The 23351-nt window shown below is 72.8% G+C and carries 17 protein-coding genes and 1 pseudogene; 6 read left to right on the forward strand and 12 right to left on the reverse strand.

Annotation, left to right across the window (positions count from 1 at the left end; all coding sequences use genetic code 11):
* Window positions 1-12: 12 nt before the first annotated feature.
* Both ACWD5O_RS12690 and ACWD5O_RS12695 read right to left on the reverse strand, forming a co-directional pair.
* Window positions 13-1896, reverse strand: coding sequence for an acetolactate synthase large subunit (locus ACWD5O_RS12690; protein WP_450085341.1), 1884 nt, complete (start codon window positions 1894-1896; stop codon window positions 13-15).
* A gap of 183 nt (window positions 1897-2079) precedes the next feature.
* Window positions 2080-4434 (reverse strand): putative bifunctional diguanylate cyclase/phosphodiesterase, encoded by a 2355-nt coding sequence (locus ACWD5O_RS12695; protein ID WP_450085377.1) that lies wholly within the window; start codon window positions 4432-4434, stop codon window positions 2080-2082.
* Between the two features lie 128 nt (window positions 4435-4562).
* Between ACWD5O_RS12695 and ilvD the strand changes: the two genes are divergently transcribed.
* Complete coding sequence (gene ilvD, locus ACWD5O_RS12700; protein WP_354966995.1) at window positions 4563-6410, forward strand: dihydroxy-acid dehydratase; 1848 nt, start codon at window positions 4563-4565, stop codon at window positions 6408-6410.
* 37 nt (window positions 6411-6447) lie between these two features.
* On the opposite strand, the pseudogene ACWD5O_RS12705 reads toward ilvD, so the two are convergent.
* Window positions 6448-6939, reverse strand: a pseudogene (locus tag ACWD5O_RS12705) (ROK family protein); the annotation flags it as partial.
* Here ACWD5O_RS12705 and ACWD5O_RS12710 point away from each other — a divergent pair.
* The 3 genes from ACWD5O_RS12710 to ACWD5O_RS12720 are packed head-to-tail and all read left to right on the forward strand — an operon-like array spanning window position 6924 to window position 9102.
* On the forward strand, window positions 6924-7328 hold the full coding sequence (locus ACWD5O_RS12710; RefSeq protein ID WP_450085378.1) for an ABC transporter permease subunit: 405 nt from the start codon (window positions 6924-6926) through the stop codon (window positions 7326-7328). The pseudogene ACWD5O_RS12705 and the gene ACWD5O_RS12710 overlap by 16 nt on opposite strands.
* A complete protein-coding gene (locus ACWD5O_RS12715) occupies window positions 7325-8362 on the forward strand; it encodes an asparaginase (protein WP_450085342.1) in 1038 nt (345 codons plus the stop codon). Before ACWD5O_RS12710 ends, ACWD5O_RS12715 begins: the two co-directional genes overlap by 4 nt.
* A complete protein-coding gene (locus ACWD5O_RS12720; protein ID WP_354966997.1) occupies window positions 8359-9102 on the forward strand; it encodes a copper homeostasis protein CutC in 744 nt (247 codons plus the stop codon). The genes ACWD5O_RS12715 and ACWD5O_RS12720 overlap by 4 nt, the downstream gene beginning before the upstream one ends.
* 86 nt (window positions 9103-9188) lie before the next feature.
* Here ACWD5O_RS12720 and ACWD5O_RS12725 read toward each other — a convergent pair whose 3' ends face one another.
* From ACWD5O_RS12725 to ACWD5O_RS12755, 7 genes are all read right to left on the reverse strand, one after another.
* Window positions 9189-9725 (reverse strand): hypothetical protein, encoded by a 537-nt coding sequence (locus ACWD5O_RS12725; RefSeq protein ID WP_450085343.1) that lies wholly within the window; start codon window positions 9723-9725, stop codon window positions 9189-9191.
* 148 nt (window positions 9726-9873) lie between these two features.
* Entirely contained in the window at window positions 9874-11559 is a 1686-nt protein-coding gene (locus ACWD5O_RS12730) for a SulP family inorganic anion transporter (RefSeq protein ID WP_450085344.1), read from the reverse strand.
* A complete protein-coding gene (locus ACWD5O_RS12735) occupies window positions 11556-11894 on the reverse strand; it encodes an ArsR/SmtB family transcription factor (RefSeq protein ID WP_074317640.1) in 339 nt (112 codons plus the stop codon). The genes ACWD5O_RS12730 and ACWD5O_RS12735 overlap by 4 nt, the downstream gene beginning before the upstream one ends.
* 142 nt (window positions 11895-12036) lie before the next feature.
* Window positions 12037-14478: a glycoside hydrolase family 2 protein gene (locus ACWD5O_RS12740; RefSeq protein ID WP_450085345.1), complete on the reverse strand. Its 2442-nt coding sequence runs from the start codon at window positions 14476-14478 to the stop codon at window positions 12037-12039.
* Window positions 14475-15317 carry a carbohydrate ABC transporter permease gene (locus ACWD5O_RS12745; RefSeq protein ID WP_089021695.1) on the reverse strand — a complete coding sequence of 281 codons (843 nt, stop codon included), beginning with the start codon at window positions 15315-15317 and terminating at the stop codon, window positions 14475-14477. The genes ACWD5O_RS12740 and ACWD5O_RS12745 overlap by 4 nt, the downstream gene beginning before the upstream one ends.
* A gap of 65 nt (window positions 15318-15382) precedes the next feature.
* Window positions 15383-16402, reverse strand: a complete 1020-nt coding sequence (locus ACWD5O_RS12750; protein WP_450085346.1) for a carbohydrate ABC transporter permease — start codon at window positions 16400-16402, stop codon at window positions 15383-15385.
* A gap of 87 nt (window positions 16403-16489) precedes the next feature.
* Window positions 16490-17770, reverse strand: coding sequence for an ABC transporter substrate-binding protein (locus tag ACWD5O_RS12755; RefSeq protein ID WP_450085347.1), 1281 nt, complete (start codon window positions 17768-17770; stop codon window positions 16490-16492).
* 412 nt (window positions 17771-18182) lie between these two features.
* Here ACWD5O_RS12755 and ACWD5O_RS12760 point away from each other — a divergent pair, with 412 nt between their 5' ends.
* Window positions 18183-19202 (forward strand): LacI family DNA-binding transcriptional regulator, encoded by a 1020-nt coding sequence (locus ACWD5O_RS12760; protein WP_450085348.1) that lies wholly within the window; start codon window positions 18183-18185, stop codon window positions 19200-19202.
* 22 nt (window positions 19203-19224) lie between these two features.
* Here the strand turns inward: ACWD5O_RS12760 and ACWD5O_RS12765 are convergent, their stop codons facing one another.
* On the reverse strand, window positions 19225-21780 hold the full coding sequence (locus ACWD5O_RS12765) for an EAL domain-containing protein (protein ID WP_450085349.1): 2556 nt from the start codon (window positions 21778-21780) through the stop codon (window positions 19225-19227).
* 218 nt (window positions 21781-21998) lie between these two features.
* Here ACWD5O_RS12765 and ACWD5O_RS12770 point away from each other — a divergent pair, with 218 nt between their 5' ends.
* Entirely contained in the window at window positions 21999-22376 is a 378-nt protein-coding gene (locus ACWD5O_RS12770; protein ID WP_354967005.1) for a PH domain-containing protein, read from the forward strand.
* A gap of 9 nt (window positions 22377-22385) precedes the next feature.
* On the opposite strand, the gene ACWD5O_RS12775 is transcribed toward ACWD5O_RS12770, so the two are convergent.
* Window positions 22386-23312, reverse strand: coding sequence for a 2-hydroxyacid dehydrogenase (locus tag ACWD5O_RS12775; protein ID WP_450085350.1), 927 nt, complete (start codon window positions 23310-23312; stop codon window positions 22386-22388).
* Window positions 23313-23351: the final 39 nt, after the last annotated feature.

Raw genomic sequence — 23351 nt, forward strand, 5'->3', positions numbered from 1 at the left:
CGCTCACTCATGTCAGATGTCATCCTCGTCGAAGGCCGGGCGGACGCCCCGGGCGAACATGATCTCGTCGTTGCTGGTGCCGGCGGCGACCATCGGCCAGACCATGGCGTCCTTGCCGACCACGAAGTCGATCACCACCGGGGCGTCGTTGATCTCCATGGCGGCGGCGATGGTCTTCTCAACGTCATCGGCGTTCTCGCAGCGCAGCCCGACGCAGCCCAACGCCTCGGCGAGCTTCACGAAGTCGGGGATGCGGTGCTTGTGGGTGCCGAGGTCGGTGTTGGAGTAACGCTCGTTGTAGAACAGCGTCTGCCACTGCCGGACCATGCCGAGGTTGCCGTTGTTGATCACGGCGATCTTGACCGGGATGCCCTCCAACGCGCAGGTGGCCAGCTCCTGGTTGGTCATCTGGAAGCAGCCGTCGCCGTCCACCGCCCAGACAACCGTGTCCGGCTTGCCGACCTTGGCGCCCATCGCCGCCGGCACCGCGTAGCCCATCGTGCCGAGCCCGCCGGAATTCAACCAGGTCTGCGGCTTCTCGTAGGAGATGAACTGCGACGCCCACATCTGGTGCTGGCCCACCCCGGCCACGTAGATCGCGTCCGGGCCGACGATCTCGCCCAGCCGCTTGATCACGTACTGCGGGGAGAGCGTGCCGTCGGCCGGCTCGTCGTAGCCCAGCGGGTAGCGGTTGCGCAGGTCGTCGAGCTGGGTCCACCAGTCGCCCAGGTCGCTGTCGTGCCCGGCCGCACGTTCGACGGTCACCGCCGCGATCAGCTCGTCGATGACGTGCCGGGCGTCGCCGACGATCGGCACGTCCGCGTGCCGGTTCTTGCCGATCTCCGCGGGGTCGATGTCGGCGTGCACCACGGTCGCGTCCGGGGCGAACGAGTCCAGCTTGCCGGTGACCCGGTCGTCGAACCGCGCGCCCAGTGCGACGATCAGGTCCGCCTTCTGCAGGCCGTAGACCGCGGCGACGGTGCCGTGCATGCCGGGCATCCCCAGGTGCTGGGCATGCGAGTCGGGGAACGCGCCGAGCGCCATCAGCGTGGTGACCACCGGGATGCCGGTCAGCTCGGCCAGCCGGCGCAGCCCGTCGGTGGCACCGGCCTTGAGCACCCCGCCACCCACGTAGAGCACCGGCCGGCGGGCGCCGGCCATCAGCCGGGCCGCCTCCCGGATCTGCTTGCCATGCGGGTGCAGGGTGGGCCGGTAGCCGGGCAGGTCGAGGGTGGGCGGCCAGGCGAAGGTGGTCGGCGCCTGGAGCACGTCCTTGGGGATGTCGACCAGCACCGGGCCGGGCCGGCCGGTGCTGGCCAGGTGGAACGCCTCGGCCAGCACCTGCGGGATCTCCTCGGCGCTCTGCACGAGGAAGTTGTGCTTGGTGATCGGCAGGGTGATGCCCTGGATGTCCGCCTCCTGGAAGGCGTCGGTGCCGATCGACGGGCGGGCCACCTGACCGGTGATCGCCACCATCGCCACCGAGTCCATGTACGCGTCGGCGATCGGGGTGACCAGGTTGGTCGCGCCCGGGCCGGAGGTGGCGATGCAGACGCCCACCTTGCCGGTGGCCTGCGCGTACCCGGTGGCGGCATGACCGGCGCCCTGCTCGTGCCGGACCAGGATGTGCCGGACGGTGGAGTCGTAGAGCGGGTCGTACGCCGGCAGGATCGCGCCGCCCGGGATGCCGAAGACGACGTCCACGCCGAGCGCCTCAAGGGACCGCACGAGCGAGCAGGCGCCGGAGACCTGCGCCGGAGCGGGTGTCCGTACCGCCGGGACGGCCGGGGTGGCCGCGGCGCGCGCGGCGGTGGAGTCGACGTCGCCGCCCGGCTCGGCGGCGGCGCGGGCGCGCCGGGCGGTGTGGGCGAGGGTCTCTGGCGTGGGTCTCGTCATGGCGGTTCTGGCCTTCGGCTGGAATGGCTGGGGCTTGTCAAGCGAAGCGACGCGGGCGGGCCCGCCCCGACAGGTTCCGATGGCAATAAAAACGGCCCTCGTGCAGATGCACGGGGCCAGCGCACTCTCGATGAGGGAGAGTGCGCTCAGGTAAGTACTCGCGACCGGTACGACGACATGTGGCTAAGCCTGACGCATCTCACGCGATGAGTCAACTGATCCCACATGTTGGTTAACGGAGCGCGGCGAGTCGGGCGGCGACGCGCCCTCGGCGACCGGAGTGACCTGCCCGGACCCCCCGGAAACCCGGCGTGGCGTGGGCAGCGGGGTGGGCCTCGCACCCGGCGAGGTCGCCGCCTCCAGCATCGCCTCCAGGTGCTCGGCGGGCACGCCCCAGCCGAAGAGCGCGCCCTGGCCGAACCGGCAGCCGGCGGCCACCACCGCGGCCAGCTCGGTGGGGGTGGTCACCCCCTCGGCGATCACCTCCAGCCCCAACTGGTGGCCCAGTCGCATGACGATGTCGACCATCGGCGCGAACGCCGGACCGTCCGCGCCGACCGGGCGGACCGGCTCGTGCTCGGCGACCAGACTGTGGTCGATCTTCAGGATGTCGATCGGCAGCCGGCGCAGCTGCCCCAGTGAGGAGTAGCCGGCGCCGAAGTCGTCCAGCGCGATCCGGACACCGGTCAGCCGCAACGCGGTCAGCCGCCGGATCAGCTCGTCCAGGTCGGTGGCGACCGCGTGCTCGGTGACCTCCAGCACCAGCCGCTGCGGCGGCACGTGGTGGGCGCGCAGCGCCTCGGCGACCTGGACCACGTACTCCGGGGCGTGCAGCTCGCGTGGGGAGACGTTCACCGAGACCCACACGTCGTGCCCGTCGGCCAGCCAGCGGGAGAGCTGGTAGCAGGCCTGGTGCAGCACCCAGGCGCCGAGGGTGGCGATCATGCCGCACTCCTCGGCCAGCGGGATGAACTCGTCCGGGCGGACGTTACCCAGCTCGGGGTGGTGCCAGCGGAGCAACGCCTCGGCGCCGACCGGCCGGACCGACGGCAGCGAGGCCACCGGCTGGAAGGCCAGCCGCAACTCGTCGCGTTCGATGGCGCCGCGCAACTCGTGCTCCAGCGTGGTGCGCCGACGCAGCAGCTGGTCGTACGTGGCGTCGTAGCGCTCGATCCGGTTCTTGCCGCGCTGCTTGGCGTAGCGCAGCGCCAGGTCGGCATGGCGCAGCAGCAACTCCACGTCCGGCTCGCCGGCCCACCCCGCCACCCCGATGCTCACCGAGAGGAAGACGGGCCCTTCGGGCTGGTCGTACGGCCGGTTGAGCACCCCGAGCAGCCGCTCGGCGACCCGGTTGGCGTCTGCGGGCCGGCCCGCCATGAGCACGGCGAACTCGTCGCCGCCGAGCCGGGCCGCCACGTCGCCGGGGCGCAGGTTGCCGCGCAGCCGCCGGCCCACCTCGGCCAGCACGGCGTCGCCCACGTCGTGGCCACGCATGTCGTTGACGTTCTTGAAGCCGTCCAGGTCCAGGCCGAGCAGCACGCACGGGGTGCCCGCCGCGGCGCTGTCGTGCAGCGCGCGCAGCAGCCCCCGCCGGTTGGCCAGCGCGGTGAGCGGGTCGGTGTGCGCCAGTTCGCGGAAGTGCGCCTCCCGCTCGGCGAGCCGGCCGGCGTAGTTACGGACGTCCTTGAGGGTGAGGTACTGCCGGGCCACCAGGGCGAAGCCCTCCACGCTGCCGGCGACGACGCCCGCCGCGGTGAACCGGCCGTCCTGGAGGAGGTGGTACATCGCCGAGGCGGCCATCGCCAGCATCGGGGCGATCGCGTACTCGCCGTCGCGACCGATCAGGTCCAGGTCGACCTGACCCGGCCGGTCGGCGCGGTGCACCGCAAGCGCGACGGTCAGCAGACCGGCGGCGAGCACCGCCGCGCCGGCCAGGGCCATGTTCGGTCCGGCCTGGCAGAGCCCGGCGGCGAGACCCAGCCCGCCGCAGGCCACCGCGCTGATGCCCGCGCCGAGCGCGGCGAGCCGCCGACGCGGGGCGGCGGCCCGGAAGACGACGATCACGCTGAGCCCGGCGCCGAGCGCGGCGCTCACCGTGGCCAGCAGGATCGCCGGGCACGCCATCGGAGTGGCGGCGCCGAGCAGCCGGGTGGGCTCGGAGAAGAGCACCCAGCCGACGAACCACAGCGCGGCGGCCATGATCAACCCGTCCAGGGCGAGCCGGGCGGTCCCCGCCGCGGTGGCCGCCAGCCCGGGCAGTCGGAGCAGGCCGGCGGCGAAGGCCAGCCCGCTCACCGCCGTGCCGATCGCCACCGCCGTGGCCCACCCGGTGCGCTGCCCCTGCTCGTGCGCCCAGTGCTCGCTGCTGGCGAGCACGGTCGCCACCCCGACCAGGAGACTGAGCAGGGCGACGCCGGCGGCAGCGGCGAGCAGCACGTGCGCCGGGCGGCGGGGCCCGGCGCGCCGCCGGGCGACCACGGTCAGCAGTGCGGCGGCGGCAACGGCGACGAGCCCGCTCAACGCCGCCACAGCGACCATGCCCGGGGGAAAGTGCACGCACTCAAGAGTGCCGGATGCGCGCTCGCCGTGGGGACCGGGTGTGCATCTGTTGGGACACGGCGCCCGCTCCGGACGGCCGGCGCCCCGGCGGTGTCATGCTGGTACGCATGCCTGAGCTGCGGTCGAGGACCTCCACACACGGTCGGACGATGGCCGGCGCCCGGGCCCTGTGGCGGGCCACAGGGATGACCGACGACGATTTCGGCAAGCCGATCGTCGCCATCGCCAACAGTTTCACCCAGTTCGTGCCGGGTCACGTACACCTCAAGGACATGGGCGGCCTGGTCGCCGACGCGGTGGCCGAGGCCGGCGGGGTGGGGCGGGAGTTCAACACCATCGCGGTCGACGACGGCATCGCGATGGGCCACGGCGGCATGCTCTACTCGCTACCCAGCCGCGAGCTGATCGCCGACGCGGTGGAATACATGGTCAACGCGCACTGCGCGGACGCCCTGGTCTGCATCTCGAACTGCGACAAGATCACGCCCGGCATGCTGCTGGCCGCACTGCGGCTCAACATTCCGACCGTCTTCGTCTCCGGTGGCCCGATGGAGGCCGGCAAGACGATGGCGATCGAGGGCGTCGTGCACAGCAAGATCGACCTGATCGACGCGATGATCGCCTCCTCGAACGAGGCGGTCACCGACGACCAGCTCGGCGAGATCGAGCGCTCCGCCTGCCCCACCTGCGGCTCCTGCTCCGGCATGTTCACCGCCAACTCGATGAACTGCCTCACCGAGGCGATCGGGCTGGCGCTGCCCGGCAACGGCTCGACGCTCGCCACCCACGCCGCGCGCCGGTCGCTCTTCGTCGAGGCCGGCCGCACCGTCGTGGAGATCGCCAAGCGCTGGTACGACGGCGACGACGACTCGGTCCTGCCCCGCACGGTCGCCTCCAAGGCCGCGTTCGAGAACGCGGTCGCCCTGGACGTGGCGATGGGCGGCTCCACCAACACGGTGCTGCACCTGCTCGCCGCCGCCCGTGAGGCGGAGATGGACTTCGGTGTCGCCGACATCGACGCGATCTCCCGGCGGGTGCCCTGCCTGGCCAAGGTCGCGCCGAACTCGCCGATGTACCACATGGAGGACGTGCACCGGGCCGGCGGCATCCCCGCGATCCTCGGCGAACTGGACCGGGCCGGGCAGCTCAACCGGGACGTGCACGCCGTGCACTCGCCCTCGCTGGCGCAGTGGCTGACCGACTGGGACGTGCGCGGCGGCTCGCCGACGCCGACGGCGGTCGAGCTGTTCCACGCCGCCCCCGGCGGGGTGCGCACCGTCGAGCCGTTCTCCACCACCAACCGGTGGTCGTCGCTGGACACCGACGCGGCCGGCGGCTGCATCCGGGACCGCGAGCACGCCTACTCCGCCGACGGCGGGCTGGCCATCCTGCACGGCAACCTGGCGCCGGAAGGCAGCGTCGTGAAGACCGCCGGCGTGCCGGACGACTGCCTGACCTTCCGCGGCCCGGCCAAGGTCTACGAGTCGCAGGACGACGCGGTGACCGCGATCCTCGCCAAGCAGGTGGTCGCGGGAGACGTCGTGGTGATCCGGTACGAGGGGCCCAAGGGCGGCCCCGGCATGCAGGAGATGCTCTACCCCACCTCGTTCCTCAAGGGACGTGGGCTGGGCCGATCCTGTGCGCTGCTCACCGACGGCCGGTTCTCCGGCGGCACCTCCGGGCTCTCCATCGGGCACGTCTCCCCCGAGGCCGCCTCCGGTGGGCTGATCGCCCTGGTCCGCGACGGCGACGAGGTCGTCATCGACATCCCGGGCCGGTCCATCGAGCTGAACGTGCCCGCCGAAGAACTGGAGGCGCGACGGGTGGCCGAGGAGAAGCGCGACAAGCCGTACACCCCGACCGACCGGCAGCGGCCGGTGTCGGCGGCGCTGCGCGCGTACGCGTCGATGGCCACCTCGGCCAGCGACGGCGCCTACCGCCGCGTCCCCGAGTAGGCCCGGGGGCACGCCGTGTGATCAACACGCGAGCGAGTCAGCTGGCCGCGACGACGTGGTCGATCACCAGGTGGGCGGCGCCGGTGATGCCGACGTCCTGGCCGGTGGTGACCCGCTCGATGAGCAGGGTCTGGGTGGCCAGTGGCAGGCACCGCTCGTAGAGGGTGGCCCGCATGCTGGCCAGCAGCGGTTCACAGTCGGCGAGTCGGCCGCCGATGGCCACCACCTGCGGGTTGAAAAAGTTGACCACGACGGCCAGGATCTCGCCGATAGCCCGGCCGGCCTGCCGGGCGAGCGCCGTGGCGTGGCGGTCGCCGTCGTCGATCAGGCGGATGACCCCGGTCAGGTCGGAGACCGGGACTCCCTGGTCGCGTAGCGCGGTGACCAGGGCGGCGCCGCTGGCCACCGCCTCCAGGCAGCCGGCATTGCCGCAGCTGCACGCCGGCGCGGGGTCAGCTACCACCCGGCAGTGACTGATGTCCCCGGCCGACCCCTGGGGCGGCGTTCGCAGAGATCTTCCGGGCCGGCATCCTGGCCCTGGACCGTGGACAGACCGAGGCCGGCCTCGCCGTCGGGCTGCGCCGCGGACAGGTGATGGCGCTGGTGGTCCTGCCCCAGGCGCTGCTCCAGCTCACCCCGTCCCTGGTCAGCCAACTGGTCGGGCTGCTCAAGGACACCTCGCTCGGCTTCGTGGTCAGCTACACCGAGCTGCTCTACAGCGGGCAGGTGCTCTCCTCGTACACCCACCTACTGATCCAGACGTTCCTGGTGGTGGCGCTGATCTATCTGGTGGTCAACGCCTCGCTGTCGAAGTTCGCCCGCGTCCTTCAGGCCCGCAACGGCCGCTTTGGCGGCCGACGTGGACGAGGCAACGCAGACCTGCCCCCACCACTCATCGAAGGGAACAGCACCCGGTGACCGCTGCCCGATATGCCGAACTGGCCCGGGTCGTTCGCAACGGCTTTGTCGAGAGCAGGCACTACGGCAGCGTCGTCGTGCTCGCCCCGGACGGCGAGGTCGTCCTCGCCGCCGGCGTACCCGACGAACCGGTGCTCCGCCGCTCCACCCTCAAGCCGGTGCAGGCGTTGGCCTGCCGGGTCGCGGCGGCCCCCGGCCTTGACGGCGCCGACCCGCTGACCGGCCCGGCGCTGGCGCTCGCCGCCGGCAGCCACACCGGCGACGACCGGCACGTCGAGGTGGTCCGGGCGATGCTGGCCGGCGCCGGCCTGACCGAGGACGCCCTCGGCTGCCCGGTGGACTGGCCGGAGGACGAACTGACCCGAGACCGGCTGATCCGCGCCGGCGGGCAGCGCGACCGGATCCGGATGAACTGCTCCGGCAAGCACGCCGCGATGCTGGTCGCCTGCGTCGCCCGGTCCTGGAGCACACACGACTACCTCGACCCCGATCACCCGCTGCAGCGGGAGACCGCCGCGACCGTCGCCCGGCTGGCCGGCACGCCCATCGCGCACCACGCGGTCGACGGCTGCGGCGCACCCCTGTTCGGCCTGCCACTGACCGGCCTGGCCCGCACGTTCCAGGCGTTGGTCACGGCACCCGCCGGGACCGACGAGGCGCTGGTCGCGCAGGCCATGCGCCAACACCCGGAGTACGTGGGTGGGTGGCGCGGGCACCCGAACACCGACCTGATGCGGGCGCTACCCGGCGTACTCGCCAAGGGCGGGGCCGAGGGCGTGCTCGCGCTGGCCACACCGGACGGTCACGCCGTGGCGGTGAAGGCGATCGACGGGTCACCCCGCGCCACCACCGTCATCGCGCTCGCCGCGCTCGACGCCGTGGGCGTACCGGTGGATGGGGCCGACGCGCTGCGTCGGGTACCGGTGCTCGGCGGCGGCGAACCGGTCGGCGCCGTCACCGCCGCCATCGATTGGACCGCGGCATCGTCTCGTACCGAAGCGGCATCGTCTCGCACCGAAAAGGAAGAGTCATGAGCACATTCGAGATCTGCATCGACAGCGTCGAGGGGGCGGTAGCCGCCGAGGAGGCCGGCGCCGACCGGGTGGAGCTGTGCTCCGCGCTCTTCGACGGTGGACTGACCCCCAGCCTGGGCACCATCGAGACGGCCCTGCGCGCCGTCACCCGGATCCGGGTGCATGTGATCGTCCGGCCCCGGGCCGGCGACTTCATCTACTCGCCGTTCGAGATCGAGGCGATGGAGCGGGATGTGCGGGCCGCGGTCGCGGCCGGCGCGCACGGCATTGTGATCGGCGCGTTGACCGCCGAGGGTGACGTCGACGTGCCGACCACCCGTCGCCTGATCACCGCCGCCGGCGACGCCAGCATCACCTTCCACCGCGCGTTCGACATGACCCGCGACCCGCACGCGGCGCTGGAGCAGCTGATCGAGTTGGGCGTGCACCGGGTGCTCACGTCGGGTCAGGAGGTCAGCGTGCTGGAGGGTGCTCCGCTCATCGCCGACCTGGTCCGCCGGGCCGCCGGGCGGATCGTCATCATGCCGGGTGGCGGCATCACCCCGCGCAACATCGTCCGGATCGTCGAGGCGACCGGCGCCGACGAGTACCACTTCGCGGCCCTGGTCAGCTCGGACAGCCCGGCCGTGCACCGCAACCCGGCACCGCTGATGGGTGGCAGCCTGAGCCGGCCCGAGTACGAGCGGTCGGGCACGTCCGGCAGCCTGGTCGGCCAGGTGCTCGCCGCCGCCCGGGCCTGACCGGCAGCGGGTTTCGACGAGCGGCGGGCCTGGAGGAATTTCCTTCAGACCCGCCGCTCGCGCGTGTCAGCGGACGGCGACCGCCCTCAGTAGGCCAACAGGGCGATGAGCAGCGAGGACACCGCCGCTGCCAGGAGCACGCCGCCGGTGCCGAGCCCGACCACCGCGCTCACCGCCATGGCGCGGGCCCGGGCCACCGGGACGGCCGCGACCGCCACCACGGTGACGAGCGCGGCGACCAGGTGAATCAACGGGTAGTCGATCAGCGCCGCGACCGGGAAGAGGTGCACGCCCACGACGAGGGCGATCCAGGGGGCGGTCAGCTCACGACGCCGCAGCAGGGCGAGCAGCCCGGCACCGAGCGCGGCGGCGGCGAACTCGATGCCGACGACGATGCCGAAGGTGGGGCTGGTGTCGGCGTCGAACGCCGTACCGTCCGACCAGTGACGCCAGGCGAGCAGGGCACCGGCGGCCGCCGTGAGCAGCGCGAGAACCGAACCGACGATCAGCACCGGCCGCCACCGCTTCGGGGGCGCCTCCTGCGCCCAGCCGAACCAGCTGGTGGCGAAGAAGCCGAAGACGAACGCCGTCGCCGCCGCGTCTCGGACATGTTCGGTGATCATTTGCGCTCCCCGGGGTACCGCCTGGGCGAGACGTCTGTCTTCGCCTCTTCGGTCGGCCGCGCTGTGAAGCTCCGGCCACGGCGGTAGATCATGCCGTAGCGGGGCGGGCTGCCCTACCCGCACCGGCCCCGGGCGCACTTCTCAACCGTCACGTCCGGCCGGCCGGGCCGCCGGTCACGGGCAGCGCAGCCCCGCGGGCGTGCCGGATCGCCGCCGGGGTGTCGGAGAAGACCAGCCCCTCGCGGCGCAGGTCGTCGGCCACTCCGAGGGTGGCGAGGACCTGGTCGTGGGCGGGGGTGATGCCGGAGAGCAGGACGGTGATCCCGCGTCCGCGGAGCCGTCGGATCGCGTCGCCGAGGACGTGCGCGCCGGTGGCGTCCATGGTGGTCACCCGGGACATCCGCAGGATGACGACACGGACGTCGGCGACCTCGGACAGTTCGAGCAGGAAGGTGTGGGCCGCGGCGAAGAAGAGCGGCCCGTCCAGCCGGTACGCGACGATGTGTTCGCTGAGCAGCGCGTACTCCTCGGCGCTGTGTTCCTCGGGGTCGAGGGGCACCTGTTCCAGCCGGGCGCTGCGGGCCACCGCGCGTAGGGCGAGCACCACGGCGACGCCGACGCCGACCGCGACGGCGGTGACGAGGTCCCAGATCACGGTGACGGCGAAGGTGAGCACCAGCACGACGGCGTCGCCCCGGGTGGCCCGCGCCAACGCCCACAGCGAGCCGGCTTCCACCATGCGGACCGTGGTGGCCAGCAGCACCCCGGCCAGGGCGGCGAGCGGGATCCGGCCGACCAACGGCGCGGCGGCCAGCACGATCGCCGCGAGGGCGACGGCGTGGGTGAGGGCGGCCAGCTTCGAGGCCGCCCCGGCGCGGACGTTGACCGCCGTACGGGCGATGGCGGCGGTCGCCGGAATGCCGCCGAAGAGCGGGGCCGCGAGGTTGGCCAGCCCCTGACCGAACAGCTCCCGGTCCGGGTCGTGCCGTTCACCGACCGTCATGCCATCGGCGACCGTGGCGGAGAGCAGGCTCTCCAGGGCGGCGAGCGCGGCGACGGCGAGCGCGCTCGGCAGCAGCACGCCGAGCGCGCCGAGGTCGAGGAAGCCGAGCGAGGGGGCGGGCAGGCCCTGCGGGAGCGCGCCGATCCGGACCAGGTCGACCGGGACGATCTCGGCGAGGACGGTGGCCGCTGCCACGCCGAGCAGCGAGAACGGCAGGCCGGGTCGCCACCGGGCGCCCAGCAGCATCAGCGCCGCGACGGCGAGGGCCACCGCGAGGGCGGCCGGCCGCGGGTGTACGACGAAACGGGCGACCGCGTCGGCGGCGACGGCCCAGACCTTCTCCCCGTGGGCGTCGGTGACGCCGAGCGCGGCGGGCACCTGTTGCAGGGCGATGACCACGGCGATGCCGGCGGTGAAACCCTCCAGCACCGGGGTGGGCAGGTAGCGGACGTACCGGCCCAGGCGGGCCACGGCGAGCGCGATCAGCACCAGGCCGGCCATCGCCCCGACCATGAGCACGCCGGTGGCTCCGAACTGCTGCACCACCGGCACCAGCACCACGGTCATCGCCCCGGTCGGTCCGGAGACCTGGAGGTTGGAGCCGCCGAAGACGGCGGCCACCGCGCCGGCGATCACGGCGGTGATCAGCCCGGCCTGGGCGCCCAGCCCGGATGTGACGCCGAACGCCAGGGCCAGCGGCAGCGCCACCACCGCGACGGTGAGCCCGGCCAGGAGGTCCCGGCGCGGTGAGCGGTGGACGGCCGCCCAGTCGGCCCGGCCGGGCAGCAGCCCGAGTAGCCGCTCGCGGACGACAGGAATCGCGCCGCTCACCTGTCCCCGCCGGTGGCGCGCAGCTCGTCGAGGAGGCCGTCCCGGTCGGTGAGGACCGCGCCGAGGATCCGCCGCCCGGCGGCCAGCAGGTCGGCCACGTCCGGGGTGCTGAGCGCGTACATGACGAGGGGGCCGTCGCGGTGTGAGGTGACCATCCCGGCGCGGCGCAGCACGGCGAGCTGCTGGGAGAGGTTGGACGCCTCGACCTCGATCACGGCGAGCAGGTCACGGACCGGTTTCGGGCCGTCCTGGAGCAGTTCGAGGACCCGGATGCGCACCGGGTGCCCGAGGGTGCGGAAGAGTTCCGCCTTCGCCTGGTACAGCGGGACCGACATGAACACCCTCCCCGGATCGATACGAAGACTTTAGCACTTGAAGAAGTCTTCAATCTCCGAGGTGCGAGCCTCCGACGGTCCGCCCCCGTTGTTAAGAAGGGACCCCTCCTCTACCGGAGGCGTTAAGAAGGGGCCCTTCCTTTCAGATGTCGTTGACGGTGCGGAGGACTGGGCGGGTGGTTAGCGCCTGCTCGTTGAGGGGGGCGTCGGCGCGCACCGTGAGGGTGACCGACTCGCCGGGCAGCAGGGTGACGAGCGCCCTGTCCACGGACGCCGACGGGTCCAGCCGGTCCGGGAAGAGGGTCAGGTCACGCAGCACCGTGCGGGCCGTGACCCGGACCCGCTGCCCGCCGTCGACCGGCTCGACCGTCGCGTCCCAGGCCGCGGCCGGCCAGTCGACGTCCCGGTCCTCGGCGAAGAACCACATCGCCCGTTCGGCGCTCTCCCCCGCCTCGGCGACCAGCAGCTCCCGCCGGGCCTCCTCCGCGTCGGCCAGCTCCGCCGGCAGCGCCAGCGTCACCGCCGAGTACGCGGGGACGTCCAGCTCCATCGTCGTCTTCGCCCGCGGCTCACCCGCGACGGTCAGCCGGGTCACCGAGGCCGACGCCCGCCAGGGCGTGCCGCCGTCGTTCACCGCGACAAGCGCCAGGCCCCCGTCGCGGGGCTGGACGGTGAGCAGCCGGTCCGCGTACGCGTGGCGTAGCGCGTACCACAGGGGTTTGCGCCGGCCGTCGCCGTCAATGGCCGACCAGGAGGTGACCGGCCAGCAGTCGTTGAGCTGCCAGACGATGGCGCCGGCACAGACGTCCCGGTGCGAGCGGAAGTGCTCCACTCCGAGCTGGATCGCCCGGGCCTGGTTGAGCTGCGTCAGGTAGTGCCAGTCGTCGAAGTCCGCCGGGGCGGGCAGGTGCGCGTCCAGGCCCCGCTGGAGCTTCGCGTCCCCGTCGGCGGCCTTCTGGTGGTGCGCCATGCCCGGTGAGTCGTGGGCGAGGGGTTCGTCGCTCAGCGCCCGGCGCAACGTGGCGTACGCCGGCGGGCCCTGGTAGCCGAACTCGGCGACGAAGCGGGGCACGTACTCCCGGTATTTGATGTAGTCGTCGGTGTTCCACACGTCCCAGATATGTGTGGTGCCATGCGCCGGGTCGTTGGGGTGGATCTCCTCGGTGCCCGACCAGGGGCTGCCCGGCCAGTACGGGCGGGTGGGGTCCAGCTCACCGACGATGCGGGGCAGGACGTCCAGGTAGTAGCCGCGCCCCCAGGTGCGCCCGGCGAGGGCCTCCTGCCAGTCCCAGTCGTGCCAGCCCCAGATGTTCTCGTTGTTGCCGGTCCAGAGCACCAGCGACGGGTGCGGCGCCAGCCGGGTGACCTGTTCGGCGGCCTCGGCGGCCACCTCGCTGCCGAACGGCTCCTCCTCCGGGTACGCGGCGCAGGCGAACAGGAAGTCCTGCTGGACCAGCAGCCCGCGCTCGTCGGCGAGGTCGTAGAAGTCCGCCGACTCGTACCGGCCACCGCCCCAGACCCGCAGCAGGTTGATGTTGGCCTCGGCGGCCTGGTCGAAGCACCCGGCCAGCCGTTCCCGGGTGATCCGGGTGGGGAACGCGTCGTCCGGGATCCAGTTGACCCCCCGTACGAAGACCGGGACGTCGTTGACCGACAGCGCGAACGAGGTGCCGTGCTCGTCGGGGGTGGTGTCCAGCCGGACCGAGCGGAAGCCGATCCGCCGGGACCAGCTGTCCAGGGTGTCGCCGTCCGGCGCGTGCAGGGTGACCTCCAGCAGATGGCGCGCCTGCTCGCCGTACCCCCGGGGCCACCACAGCGTGGGCTCGCGGACGGCGAGCGTCAGCACGGCCGTGCGCTGCCCGGCCGGGACGACCACCTCGGCGCGGGCGTCGGCGACGGTGGCACGGACGGTCAGCGGGACGTCCGCGACCCGCTCCACCTCGACGTGCAGCTCGACCCGCCCGTCCCGGCCGGCCAGGGTGACCAGCGGGCGGACGGTGGCCAGCCGGGCGGTGGACCAGGCATGCAGGCCGATCTCCTGCCAGATGCCGGCGGTGACCAGCGTCGGCCCCCAGTCCCAGCCGAAGTTGCAGGCCATCTTGCGGATGAAGTGGAACGGCTCCGGGTAGGCGTTGGGCCGGTCGCCGAGTCGCTCCTGCTGCGCCTCGGCGTAGCGGTAGGCGGAGTCGAAGGCGACCACCAGGTCGTTGTCGCCGTCCCGCAGCAGCGAGCGGACGTCGAACCGGTAGCCACGGTGCATGTTCTCGGTGCGGCCGACCTCGACACCGTTGACGGTGAGGGTGGCGACGGTGTCCAGGCCGGCGCAGACCAGGTCGACCCGGTCGTGGTCGCCCGGTGGGCGGCGAAAACTCGTCCGGTAGCTCCAGTCGGTGCGCCCGATCCAGGCCAGCGCCACCTCGTTGTCGTCGAGGTAGGGGTCGGGGATCAGGCCGGCGTCGAGCAGGTCGGTGTGCACGCAGCCGGGCACGGCGGCCGGCACGGACCGGTCGGCGATCTCCGCCGGGACCTGTGCTCCGGGCGCCGCCCGCAGGGTCCAGCCGTCGTGGAGTGCCTGTCGGCTCAAGATTTCACCGCACCTTCCATGATTCCGCGGACGATCTGGCGTCCACCGATGAACAGCATGATCAGCAGGGGGATGGTAGCCACGAACGCGCCGGCGAGCACCCGCCGGTAGATGACGTAGTTGCCGCTGGCCAGGTCGGAGATGGCGACCATCGAGGTCGGGTAGTCGGTGCCGCCGAGGGTGATCAGCGGCCACTGGAAGTCGTTCCAGGTGGACACGAAGGTGAGCAGGCCGAGCACCGCGAGGGCCGGCCGGATCGCCGGGAGGACGATGTTCCAGTAGACCCGCATCGTCGTGGCGCCGTCCATCCGGGCCGACTCGACCAGCTCGTCGGGGACCGTGTTGAGGATGAACTGCCGCATGTAGAAGACGCCGAACGCGGTGACGAGGCCGGGCACGATGACCGCCAGGAGGGTGCCGTTCCAGCCCAGCTTGCCCATCACGATGTAGAGCGCGACGACGCCGAGCTGGTTCGGCACGGTCAGGGTGAGCACCACGAACAGCATCAGCCACCGACTGCCGGCGAAGCGCAGCTTGGCGAAGGCGAAACCGGCCAGCGAGCAGAAGAACAGCATCGCGGCGGTCACCACGGTCGAGACGATGACGCTGTTGATCAGCGAGGCGGCGAAGTACACGTCCTGGAGGGAGAAGACCTCGTCCAGGTTGACCAGGAACCGGTCGCCGGGGATCACCGCGGGCGGGATCTGGGCCAGTGCCTCGTCGTTGCTGGTGGCGATGACGAACATCCAGTACAGCGGGAACGCCGCGAACAGCATGGTGGTGGCCAGCAGCAGGTACGTCCCGATGCCGGCCGGGGTGTCCTGCGGCGCGCGACCCATCAGGGCGGCCCGCCTGCGGCGGTTCGTGGTGACCGCCGGCGGCGGCGGTGCGGTGTCGACGGCGCTCACCTGGATCGCCCTCCGGAGAGTCGGTTGGTCAGCAGCGTGTTGATCCCCGCCACGACCAGGATGATCAGGAAGAGCGCCCAGCTCATCGCGGCGGCGTAGCCCAGGTTGAGGTCCTTCCAGCCGACCTTGTAGATCAGCTGGGCGATGGTCTGCCACTCGCCGTTGGGTCCGCCGGTGGCGGCCTGGGAGTTGAGGTCGAACAGCATCGGCTCGATGAAGAGCTGGAACCCGCCGATGGTGGAGAGGATGACGGTGAAGACGACCACCGGCTGGATCATCGGCACGGTGATCCGCCAGAGCTGCCGCCACGGGCCGGCCCCGTCGACCGCGGCGGCCTCGTAGACGTCGCGCGGGATGGACTGCATGGCGGCCAGGTAGAGCAGTGCGTTGTAGCCGATCCACTTCCAGTTGACCATCGTGGCGATGGCGATCCAGGCGTGCAGCTTGTCGGCCCGCCAGTTGATCGGCTCGTCGCCGCCGATGCCGAAGAGGCCGAGCACCCAGTTGGCCATCCCGAAGTCGCGGGAGAAGAAGACGCTGAACACCATCGTCGAGGCGACGATCGGGGTGACGTACGGCAGCAGCACGCCCACCCGCCACCAGGTCTGCGCCCACAGCCGGCGGTTGAGCAGCGAGGCCACGATCAACGCGAGCAGCAGCTGCGGCACCGACGAGAGCAGGAAGATGCCGAAGGTGTTGTAGAGGGCGTTCCAGAAATCCTCGTCGCCGAAGAGCTGGCGGAAGTTGGCCAGGCCGGCCCAGCCGGTCAGCGTCGGATCGTCCAGTCGATAGTTGCGCAGCGCGACGACGCCGTTGAACACGAGCGGGAACAGCCCGAAGACCAGGAAGATCAGGAAGAAGGGCGCGATCAACACGTACGGCATGTAGCGCATGTCGAAGCGGTACAACCGGTCCCGCCAGCTGGGTCGATGGTGGTCCGGGTCGGTGCCGTGACCGTGCCGCCCGGCGGCGGCTCGGCGGCCCGACGACGCGGGCACGGCGCGGGTGGTGGACATCGGGACACTCCAGGGCCGAAGAGACGGGGTACGCGCGCGGGCGGCGCGGGGGCGGCGTGGTGCCCGGCGCGCCCCCGCGCCGACGGCTCAGGACCTGCTGGCCTTCTCGGCTTCCTTGATCGCCTCGGCCCAGGCGGTCTCCGGCTTGAGGGTCTTGTTCTGCACGCGGGTCAGCACGTTCTCCACCGCCACCCGGGTCGGCCCGTTCTTCTTGCCCAGGTACTGCGGCGTGAGGCCCTGCGCCATCTTCGGGAAGATCTGCCCGACCGGCGCGTTGCTGAAGAACGGGTTCGTGAAGTCGGCGATGGCCGGGTCGCTGTAGAGGGCCGGCTGTGAGGGCAGGTTGCCGACCTTCTTGAAGATCTCGATCTGCTGCTCCGGCTGCACCAGCCACTCCAGCAGCTTGTACGCCTCGTCGACGTGCTTGCTCTGCTTGGGGATGGTCAGGAACGAGCCGCCCCAGTTGCCGCCGCCACCGGGCACCGCGGCGATGTCCCACTTGCCCTCGGTGCCGGGGGCGGTGTCCTTGATGTGCCCGAGCATCCACGCCGGGCAGGCGAGCACGGCAAAGGAGCCGCTGGTGAAGCCCTTGTCCCAGTCGGCCTGGAAGCTGGCCAGGTTGGCGGAGAGGCCGGCCTGGATCGCCTTGATGGTGTAGTCGAAGGCGATCTTCGGACCCTGCTCCATCTGGAGCTGGTCCTGCTCGTTGTAGAAGCCGACCGGCTGCTGGCCGAGGATCGGGTTGAACAGGTTGCTGCCGGCGTCGATGAACTTCTTGTTGGTCTTGCCGGTGTACTGCTGGCCGACCTCGATGAATTTGTCCCAGGTGGGCCAGAGAGCGGAGACCTGGTCGCGCTCGGTGGGCAGCCCGGCGGCCTTGAACAGGTCGGTGCGGTAGCACATGGCCAGGCCGCCGGTGTCGGTGCCGAGGCCGATCTGGGTCTTGCCGTCGGCGGAGAGCGACTGCTTCCACTTCCAGGGCAGGTACTTGCTCTCGTACGAGCCGGCACCCTTGTCCAGCAGGTTGACGAACTTGTCCGACTGGCTACGGAACTGCACCATGAAGCCCTCGTCGATGGCCGCGATGTCGGCCGCGCCTGAGCCGGCGACCAGCTTCTTCTGCAGGTCCTCGTGCTGGGCGTTGTACTCGCCGGAGTTCAGCTGGATCTTGACGTTCGGGTTGGCCGCCTCGTACTTCGTCTTGAGGTCCTGGAGGCCGAAGTCGCCCCAGAAGTTGATTTTCAGGGTGACCTGGCCGTCCGTCGCGCCGGAATCCTGCCCGCTCTTGCCGCTGCACGCGGCGACCAGCGCGAGGCCGACCGTGCCCGCGGCGACGGCGCGGGCCCATCGGGTCCAGGACCGTTTCATGGCATCCTCCGAGCAAATGGGAACGCTCCCGGGATCGAGAGACGTTGACTGAACCGGATAAGTGAGGCCACCGTACGGGCCGGTTCCGGGGGTGTCAACGGCTTGTTACGACATGCTCGTCCGGCGCTCGAAAGGACCCGTGGGAGCGCGAACATGCGTGGTAGAGCGCCTTCCGCCGCAGCTCGGCGGGCCGGCCCCCACCCCGACATCGAGCAACCATCGGTACGCTGAACCGTGCAAGCACGTCGCACCGAATGACGGCGTGGAACGTGGACGCCGGTCATCAACCACCGGCACCGGTTGCGCTAGGTTGATGCCGCCGACACGCCCCGCGCCCCGCTGGCCGGGCCGCGCGTGTGGCGGCAGGCCAGAAGACCCGGCCCGTGGGGGCGGAGAGCAAAGGAGCACGCCGGTGAAGCGGCCGACCATCGCCGACGTCGCCCGACGCGCCGGGGTGTCCAAGGGCGCCGTGTCGTACGCGCTGAACGGGCAGCCCGGCGTCTCCGAGGCCACCCGGCAGCGCATCCTGGCCATCGCCGCCGAGATCGGGTTCAGCCCGAGCAGCGCCGCCCGGGCGCTCTCCGGCGCCACCGCCGAGGCGGTCGGCCTGGCGCTGTGCCGGCCGGCCCGGATACTGGGCATCGAGCCCTTCTTCATGGAGTTGATCAGCGGCGTCGAGGCGGAACTCTCCGCCCGCTCGTACGCGCTGACCCTGCAGGTGGTGGCCGACCAGGACGCCGAGATCGCGGTCTACCGACGCTGGTGGGGCGAACGCCGGGTGGACGGCGTACTCGTCTGCGACCTGCGCACCGACGACCACCGCATCCCCGCTCTCGAACAGCTCCAGCTACCCGCGGTGGTGATCGGCGGGCCGGGCGGCACCGGCGACCTGGCCAGCGTCTGGTCCGACGACGCGGCCGCACTGACCGAGGCGGTGGAGTATCTGGTCGCGCTCGGGCATCGGCGCATCGCCCGGGTCGGCGGCCTGCCCGACCTGCGGCACACCGAGATCCGCACCGAGGCCTTCGCGGCGGTGTGCCGGCGGCTCGGCCTGGTCGACGCGGTCACCGTCTGGTCCGACTACACCGGCGAGGAGGGCGGCCGAGCCACCCGCCGCCTGCTCAGCTCCGCACAACGGCCCACCGCGGTCATCTACGACAACGACGTGATGGCCATCGCCGGGCTCTCCGTGGCCCAGGAGATGGGGCTCACCGTGCCGGGCGATCTGTCCATCGTGGCCTGGGACGACTCCCCGCTCTGCCGGCTGGTGCACCCGTCACTGACCGCGTTGGGCCGCGACATCCCGGCGTACGGCGCGCACGCCGCCCGGCAACTTCTCGCCGTCATCGCCGGAGAGCCGGCCACCCGGGTCCAGGACGAGACGCCGCACCTCACCCCGCGCGGCAGCACCGCACCGCCCCGCGACAGGTGAACCGGTTCACCCCAGGGAGTCGTCAGCGGGACGCCGAGGGAAACTCCTCGAAGTACGCCTCGACCCGCTCCGCGGTCGCCGGGCGGGCCAGCGCGAAGCCCTGCCCGTACCGGCAGCCGGCCCGGTGCGCCCCCTCGACCTGGCCCGGTGACTCCAACTCCTCGGCGACGATCTCGACCCCCAGCCGCTCGCCGACGTTGACCACCACGTCGATCAGCGGCGGCTGCCCGTCCGGTCGGGCGCCCACCAGCTCCGGGCCTACCTTGAGCAGGTCGATCGGCAGCCGGCGCAACTGGGCCAGCGAGGCGTGTTCGGCCCGGAAGTCGTCCAGCGCGGTGTGCACGCCCAGCGACCGCAGGCCGGCCAGCCGGGCCACAACGGTCGGCAGGTCGGCGGCGACCCTCGGCTCGGCCACCTCCACCACCAGCCGCTCCGGCGACACCCCGTACGCGGCCAGTACGGCCGCGGCACGCTGCACGAAGTCGGGTGTGGTCAACTCCCGGGTGGTGACGTTGACCGCCATCCACAGCTCGCGGGTGCCCGCCGACCAGTCGGCCAACTGGCGGCAGGCCCGGTCCAGCACCCACCACTCCAGCTCGCCGACCAGGTCCAGGTCCTCCGCGACCGGCAGCAGCTCGGCCGGGAGCACCGTGCCGAGCGCCGGGCTGCGCCAGCGCAGCAGCGCCTCGGCACCCACCGGCTGCCGGCTGGCCAGGTCGAGCACCGGCTGGTAGACCAGATCCAGCTCGCCGCGGGCCACCGCACCCGGCAGCTCACGTTCCAGGTCGAGCCGGCGGACGAGCTGCTCCTCGAGGAACGCGTCGTACCACTCGACCCGGTCCCGGCCCAGCTGCACGGCCCGCCGCCGGGCCAGCTCGGCCTGGCGGAGCACGTCCGCCGGCCCGGCGCCGCTCACCTCGGCCAGCCCGATGCTCGCCTGCACCCGCAGCACCGTCCCGGCCAGCCGGTAGGGCGGGGTGAGCGCGGTCAGCAGTCGGGTGCCCAACGCGTACGCCACAACCGGGCCGGCGGCGGTGACCACCGCGAAGCCGGCACCCGCGCAGCCGGCGACCAGGTCACCGGGGGCGACGACCGCGCGGGCCCGGCGGACCGCCTCGGCCAGCAGGTCCTCCCTGGCCGCCGGGCCGATTCCGTCCGCGCCGTGCAGGTCGACCAGCAGCAGCGCGCCGGCCGGCGCCGGCACGTCGCCGATCGAGGCGAGGGCATCCAGCAGGGCAGCCCGGTTGCAGGGACCGTCGCCAGCCGACACGGACCGGGGGCTGAGCGCCGACCACGACACCTCGCCGTCGGGCGGCCAGGTCGAGCCGGCGCCGTTCGAGGTGGCCGGCCCGTCGTCCGGCCCGCCGAGCCAGCGGGTCGCGCGGCGGTGCCGGACGGCGCGGCCGGCACGCCGGCGGTGTGCGGCACGGCGGTCGGGGGTGGCCGCGTCACCGGAGCGCAGCAGCTCACGCAGCACCAGTGGCGGCACCGCGGCCACGGCCAGCAGCACGCTCATCCGGTCCGGTGAACGGCCGGCGCCCAGGTGCAGACCCGCCGCCAGCAGCAGCAACGCCGCCGGGAGCACCGACCGGGGCCAGGCGGACACGTGCTCACCCGCCGCCGGCTGCACACCGACCGCATCCGTCGCGTCGCCCGCGCCGAGCGCGGTGAGCAGCATTCCGAGCACCAGCGGCGGTACGGCCAGCAGTGCCGCCCGACCGGCCGACGCGGGCGGCAGGGTCGCCAGCAGCGCCAGCCCGGCCAGGGTGAGCAGAACGCCACCGCGGCAGATGGCGGCGCCCGAGCGCCGATGCGGGCCGGTGAACGCACTGAGCGCGGCCATGCCCAGCCCGCCGAGCCCCAGGGCGGCGACGAGCCGGCCGGGCAGCGGCAGGATGTCGCGGGGCAGCAACAGCCAGGCGGCGAGGGCCAGCCCCACCGCCGGGCCGGTCGCCTCGATCAGGTGACGCAGCCGGACCCGGGCCGGTGGCCGCGCCCGGCCGGGGAGCCGGCGCAGTCCGGCCGTGGACAGGGCGGCCGAGACCAGCAACCCGGTCAGCGTGGCGGTCCGGTGCCCGGTGGCGGCCAGCGGCAGCACGGCGGCGGTGAGCCCGGCCGCCACCACCGCCGCGTCGAGCAGTACGCCCGCCGCACGCCGCCGGGCGGCTCGCCCGGCCGCTCGTGCCGCCGGCACCCCGCAGGACGCCCCCACGCCAGGCGTGGGCATCCCGGCAGCGGGATGGGCTGCGGTCGGCCCACCAAGCGGTGGGTCGGCGCGCCAGGGTTCGGCGGTCGACGGGTCGGCGGGCGTCAGCTGGGCGGGCGACAGCTCGGTGGGCGACGCCTCGGTGGGCGACGCCGGGGTGGGCGACGCGTCGGCGGGGCGGCGGGTCGCCAGCCGGGAGAGCCGCACCCCGGCGAGCGTGGCACCCGCGCCACCGGCCAGCGCGATCACCACCGAGGTCGGGACCAGGTCAGCGGCACCGGCGAGGACGAGCAGCGCCACCGCCGCGGATACGGCGGCCTCCGGCGCCGCCCGGCGGGGGACGAGGAGGCGGAACGGGTACGCGAGGAGCACGGCGGTCGCCTTCGTGAGGGGGCACGGGGGCGGTGCGGCGGTGTGGGCGACCGGACGTTGCGGGTCCGCTGCCCAACAATCGAGAACGAACGGCGGCCAGATCGGTTATGGATCGATCACCCGAAGGAGCCAGTGACCCGTGTCACTGTACGGCCTGACGGGCCGGCCGGGCACCGCCCGCCGCGAGCCGGACCGGCCGGTGGTGGGATCATCAGAGGGTGAGTACGCCCGACACCGTCCGCTTCCGGTACAACCAAGCCATCCTGGTGGCCTCGGTCATCGCCTTCATCGGCGCACTGCCGCTGGCCAACGCCCGGGCGTACCTGCTGCCGGTGCTGCTCGTCCCGCTCGCCGTCGCGGTGTGGGCCTGGCGGGCCGGCACCGACGCCGACGCCCGGGAGCTGCGCCTGCGGGCGCTGGCCGGGCAGCGCCGGATCGGCTGGGACCGGGTCGTCGAGCTTGCCACCGACCCGCGCGGTCGGGCGGTCGCCCGGCTCGACGACGGCCAGCAGGTCGTCCTGCCGGCGGTACGCGGCGCGGACCTGCCCCGCCTGGTCGCCGCCACCGGCCAGCCGCTGCCCGACGCGGCCGGCTGAGACCCCCCGTCAGTACCCGTCGACCACCGTGTTGATCAGCGGCTGGCCGGCGGCGAACCGCCGCACCTGATCGCCGACCAGCCGGTAGGCCCGCGGCAGCAGCCCCCGCACCGACCCGGCCACGTGCGGGGTGAGCAGCACGTTCGGCATCGTCCAGAGCGGAGAGTCGGCGGGCAGCGGTTCCGGGTCGGTGACGTCCAGCGCCGCCGAGATCCGGCCGGTGCCCAGCTCGGCGACGAGCGCGTCGGTACGGGCCACCGGCCCCCGGGCCGCGTTGACCAGCAGCGCCCCGTCCGGCATCGCGGCGAGGAACTCCTTGTCGATAAGCCCGCGGGTCTGGTCGGTGAGCGGCACCAGCACCACCACCACGTCGGCCTCGGGCAGCAGCCCGGGCAGCTCCTCGACGCCGTGCACCCCCTGCCCGGGCCGGGCGGTCCGCGCCACCAGGGTGAAGCTGACCTGGAACGGGGCGAGCCGGTCCCGTACCGCGGTGCCGATCGACCCGGCCCCGACGATGAGCACCCGCTTGCCGGTCAGCTCGTCGGTCGGGGCGGCCTCCTGGAACGCCCACCGCCGGTCGGCCTGCGCCCGGACGAAGACCGGGAACGCCCGCAGCTGGGCCAGGATCGCGGTGACGACCCACTCGGCGGTGGACGGGTCGTGCACGCCCCGGGCGTCGCACAGCGTGACGCCGGGCGGCATCCGGCCGACCCAGGCGTCCGCCCCGGCGGAGAGCAGCTGCACCGCCGCCAGATCGGGCAGCTCGTGCAGCAGGGCCGTCGCGTCCGAACCGGCCAGGAACGGCGGCACCCAGAACCGCACGTCGGCCACCGCCGAGGGCAGCCGGTCGGCGCGCTCGACGACCTCCACCGTCACGTCCGGGGGCAGCTCGTCGATGAGGTTCAGGCCGACCTGGTGCGGGATCCATACCTTCACGTCCGCCGACGATAGCCCCCGCCGCGGCGGCGGGTGCGG

Source organism: Micromonospora sp. NPDC005161, from assembly GCF_053599855.1.

Coding starts and splice junctions, on each gene's coding strand:
- ACWD5O_RS12695 (WP_450085377.1), bottom strand. CDS start 4,434: ATGGTCGCTGTGGCGGCGTTGAGCGGGCTCGTCGCCGTTGCCGCCGCC.
- ilvD (WP_354966995.1), top strand. CDS start 4,563: ATGCCTGAGCTGCGGTCGAGGACCTCCACACACGGTCGGACGATGGCC.
- ACWD5O_RS12755 (WP_450085347.1), bottom strand. CDS start 17,770: ATGAAACGGTCCTGGACCCGATGGGCCCGCGCCGTCGCCGCGGGCACG.
- ACWD5O_RS12745 (WP_089021695.1), bottom strand. CDS start 15,317: ATGGGTCGCGCGCCGCAGGACACCCCGGCCGGCATCGGGACGTACCTG.
- ACWD5O_RS12720 (WP_354966997.1), top strand. CDS start 8,359: ATGAGCACATTCGAGATCTGCATCGACAGCGTCGAGGGGGCGGTAGCC.
- ACWD5O_RS12735 (WP_074317640.1), bottom strand. CDS start 11,894: ATGTCGGTCCCGCTGTACCAGGCGAAGGCGGAACTCTTCCGCACCCTC.
- ACWD5O_RS12725 (WP_450085343.1), bottom strand. CDS start 9,725: ATGATCACCGAACATGTCCGAGACGCGGCGGCGACGGCGTTCGTCTTC.
- ACWD5O_RS12690 (WP_450085341.1), bottom strand. CDS start 1,896: ATGACGAGACCCACGCCAGAGACCCTCGCCCACACCGCCCGGCGCGCC.
- ACWD5O_RS12750 (WP_450085346.1), bottom strand. CDS start 16,402: ATGTCCACCACCCGCGCCGTGCCCGCGTCGTCGGGCCGCCGAGCCGCC.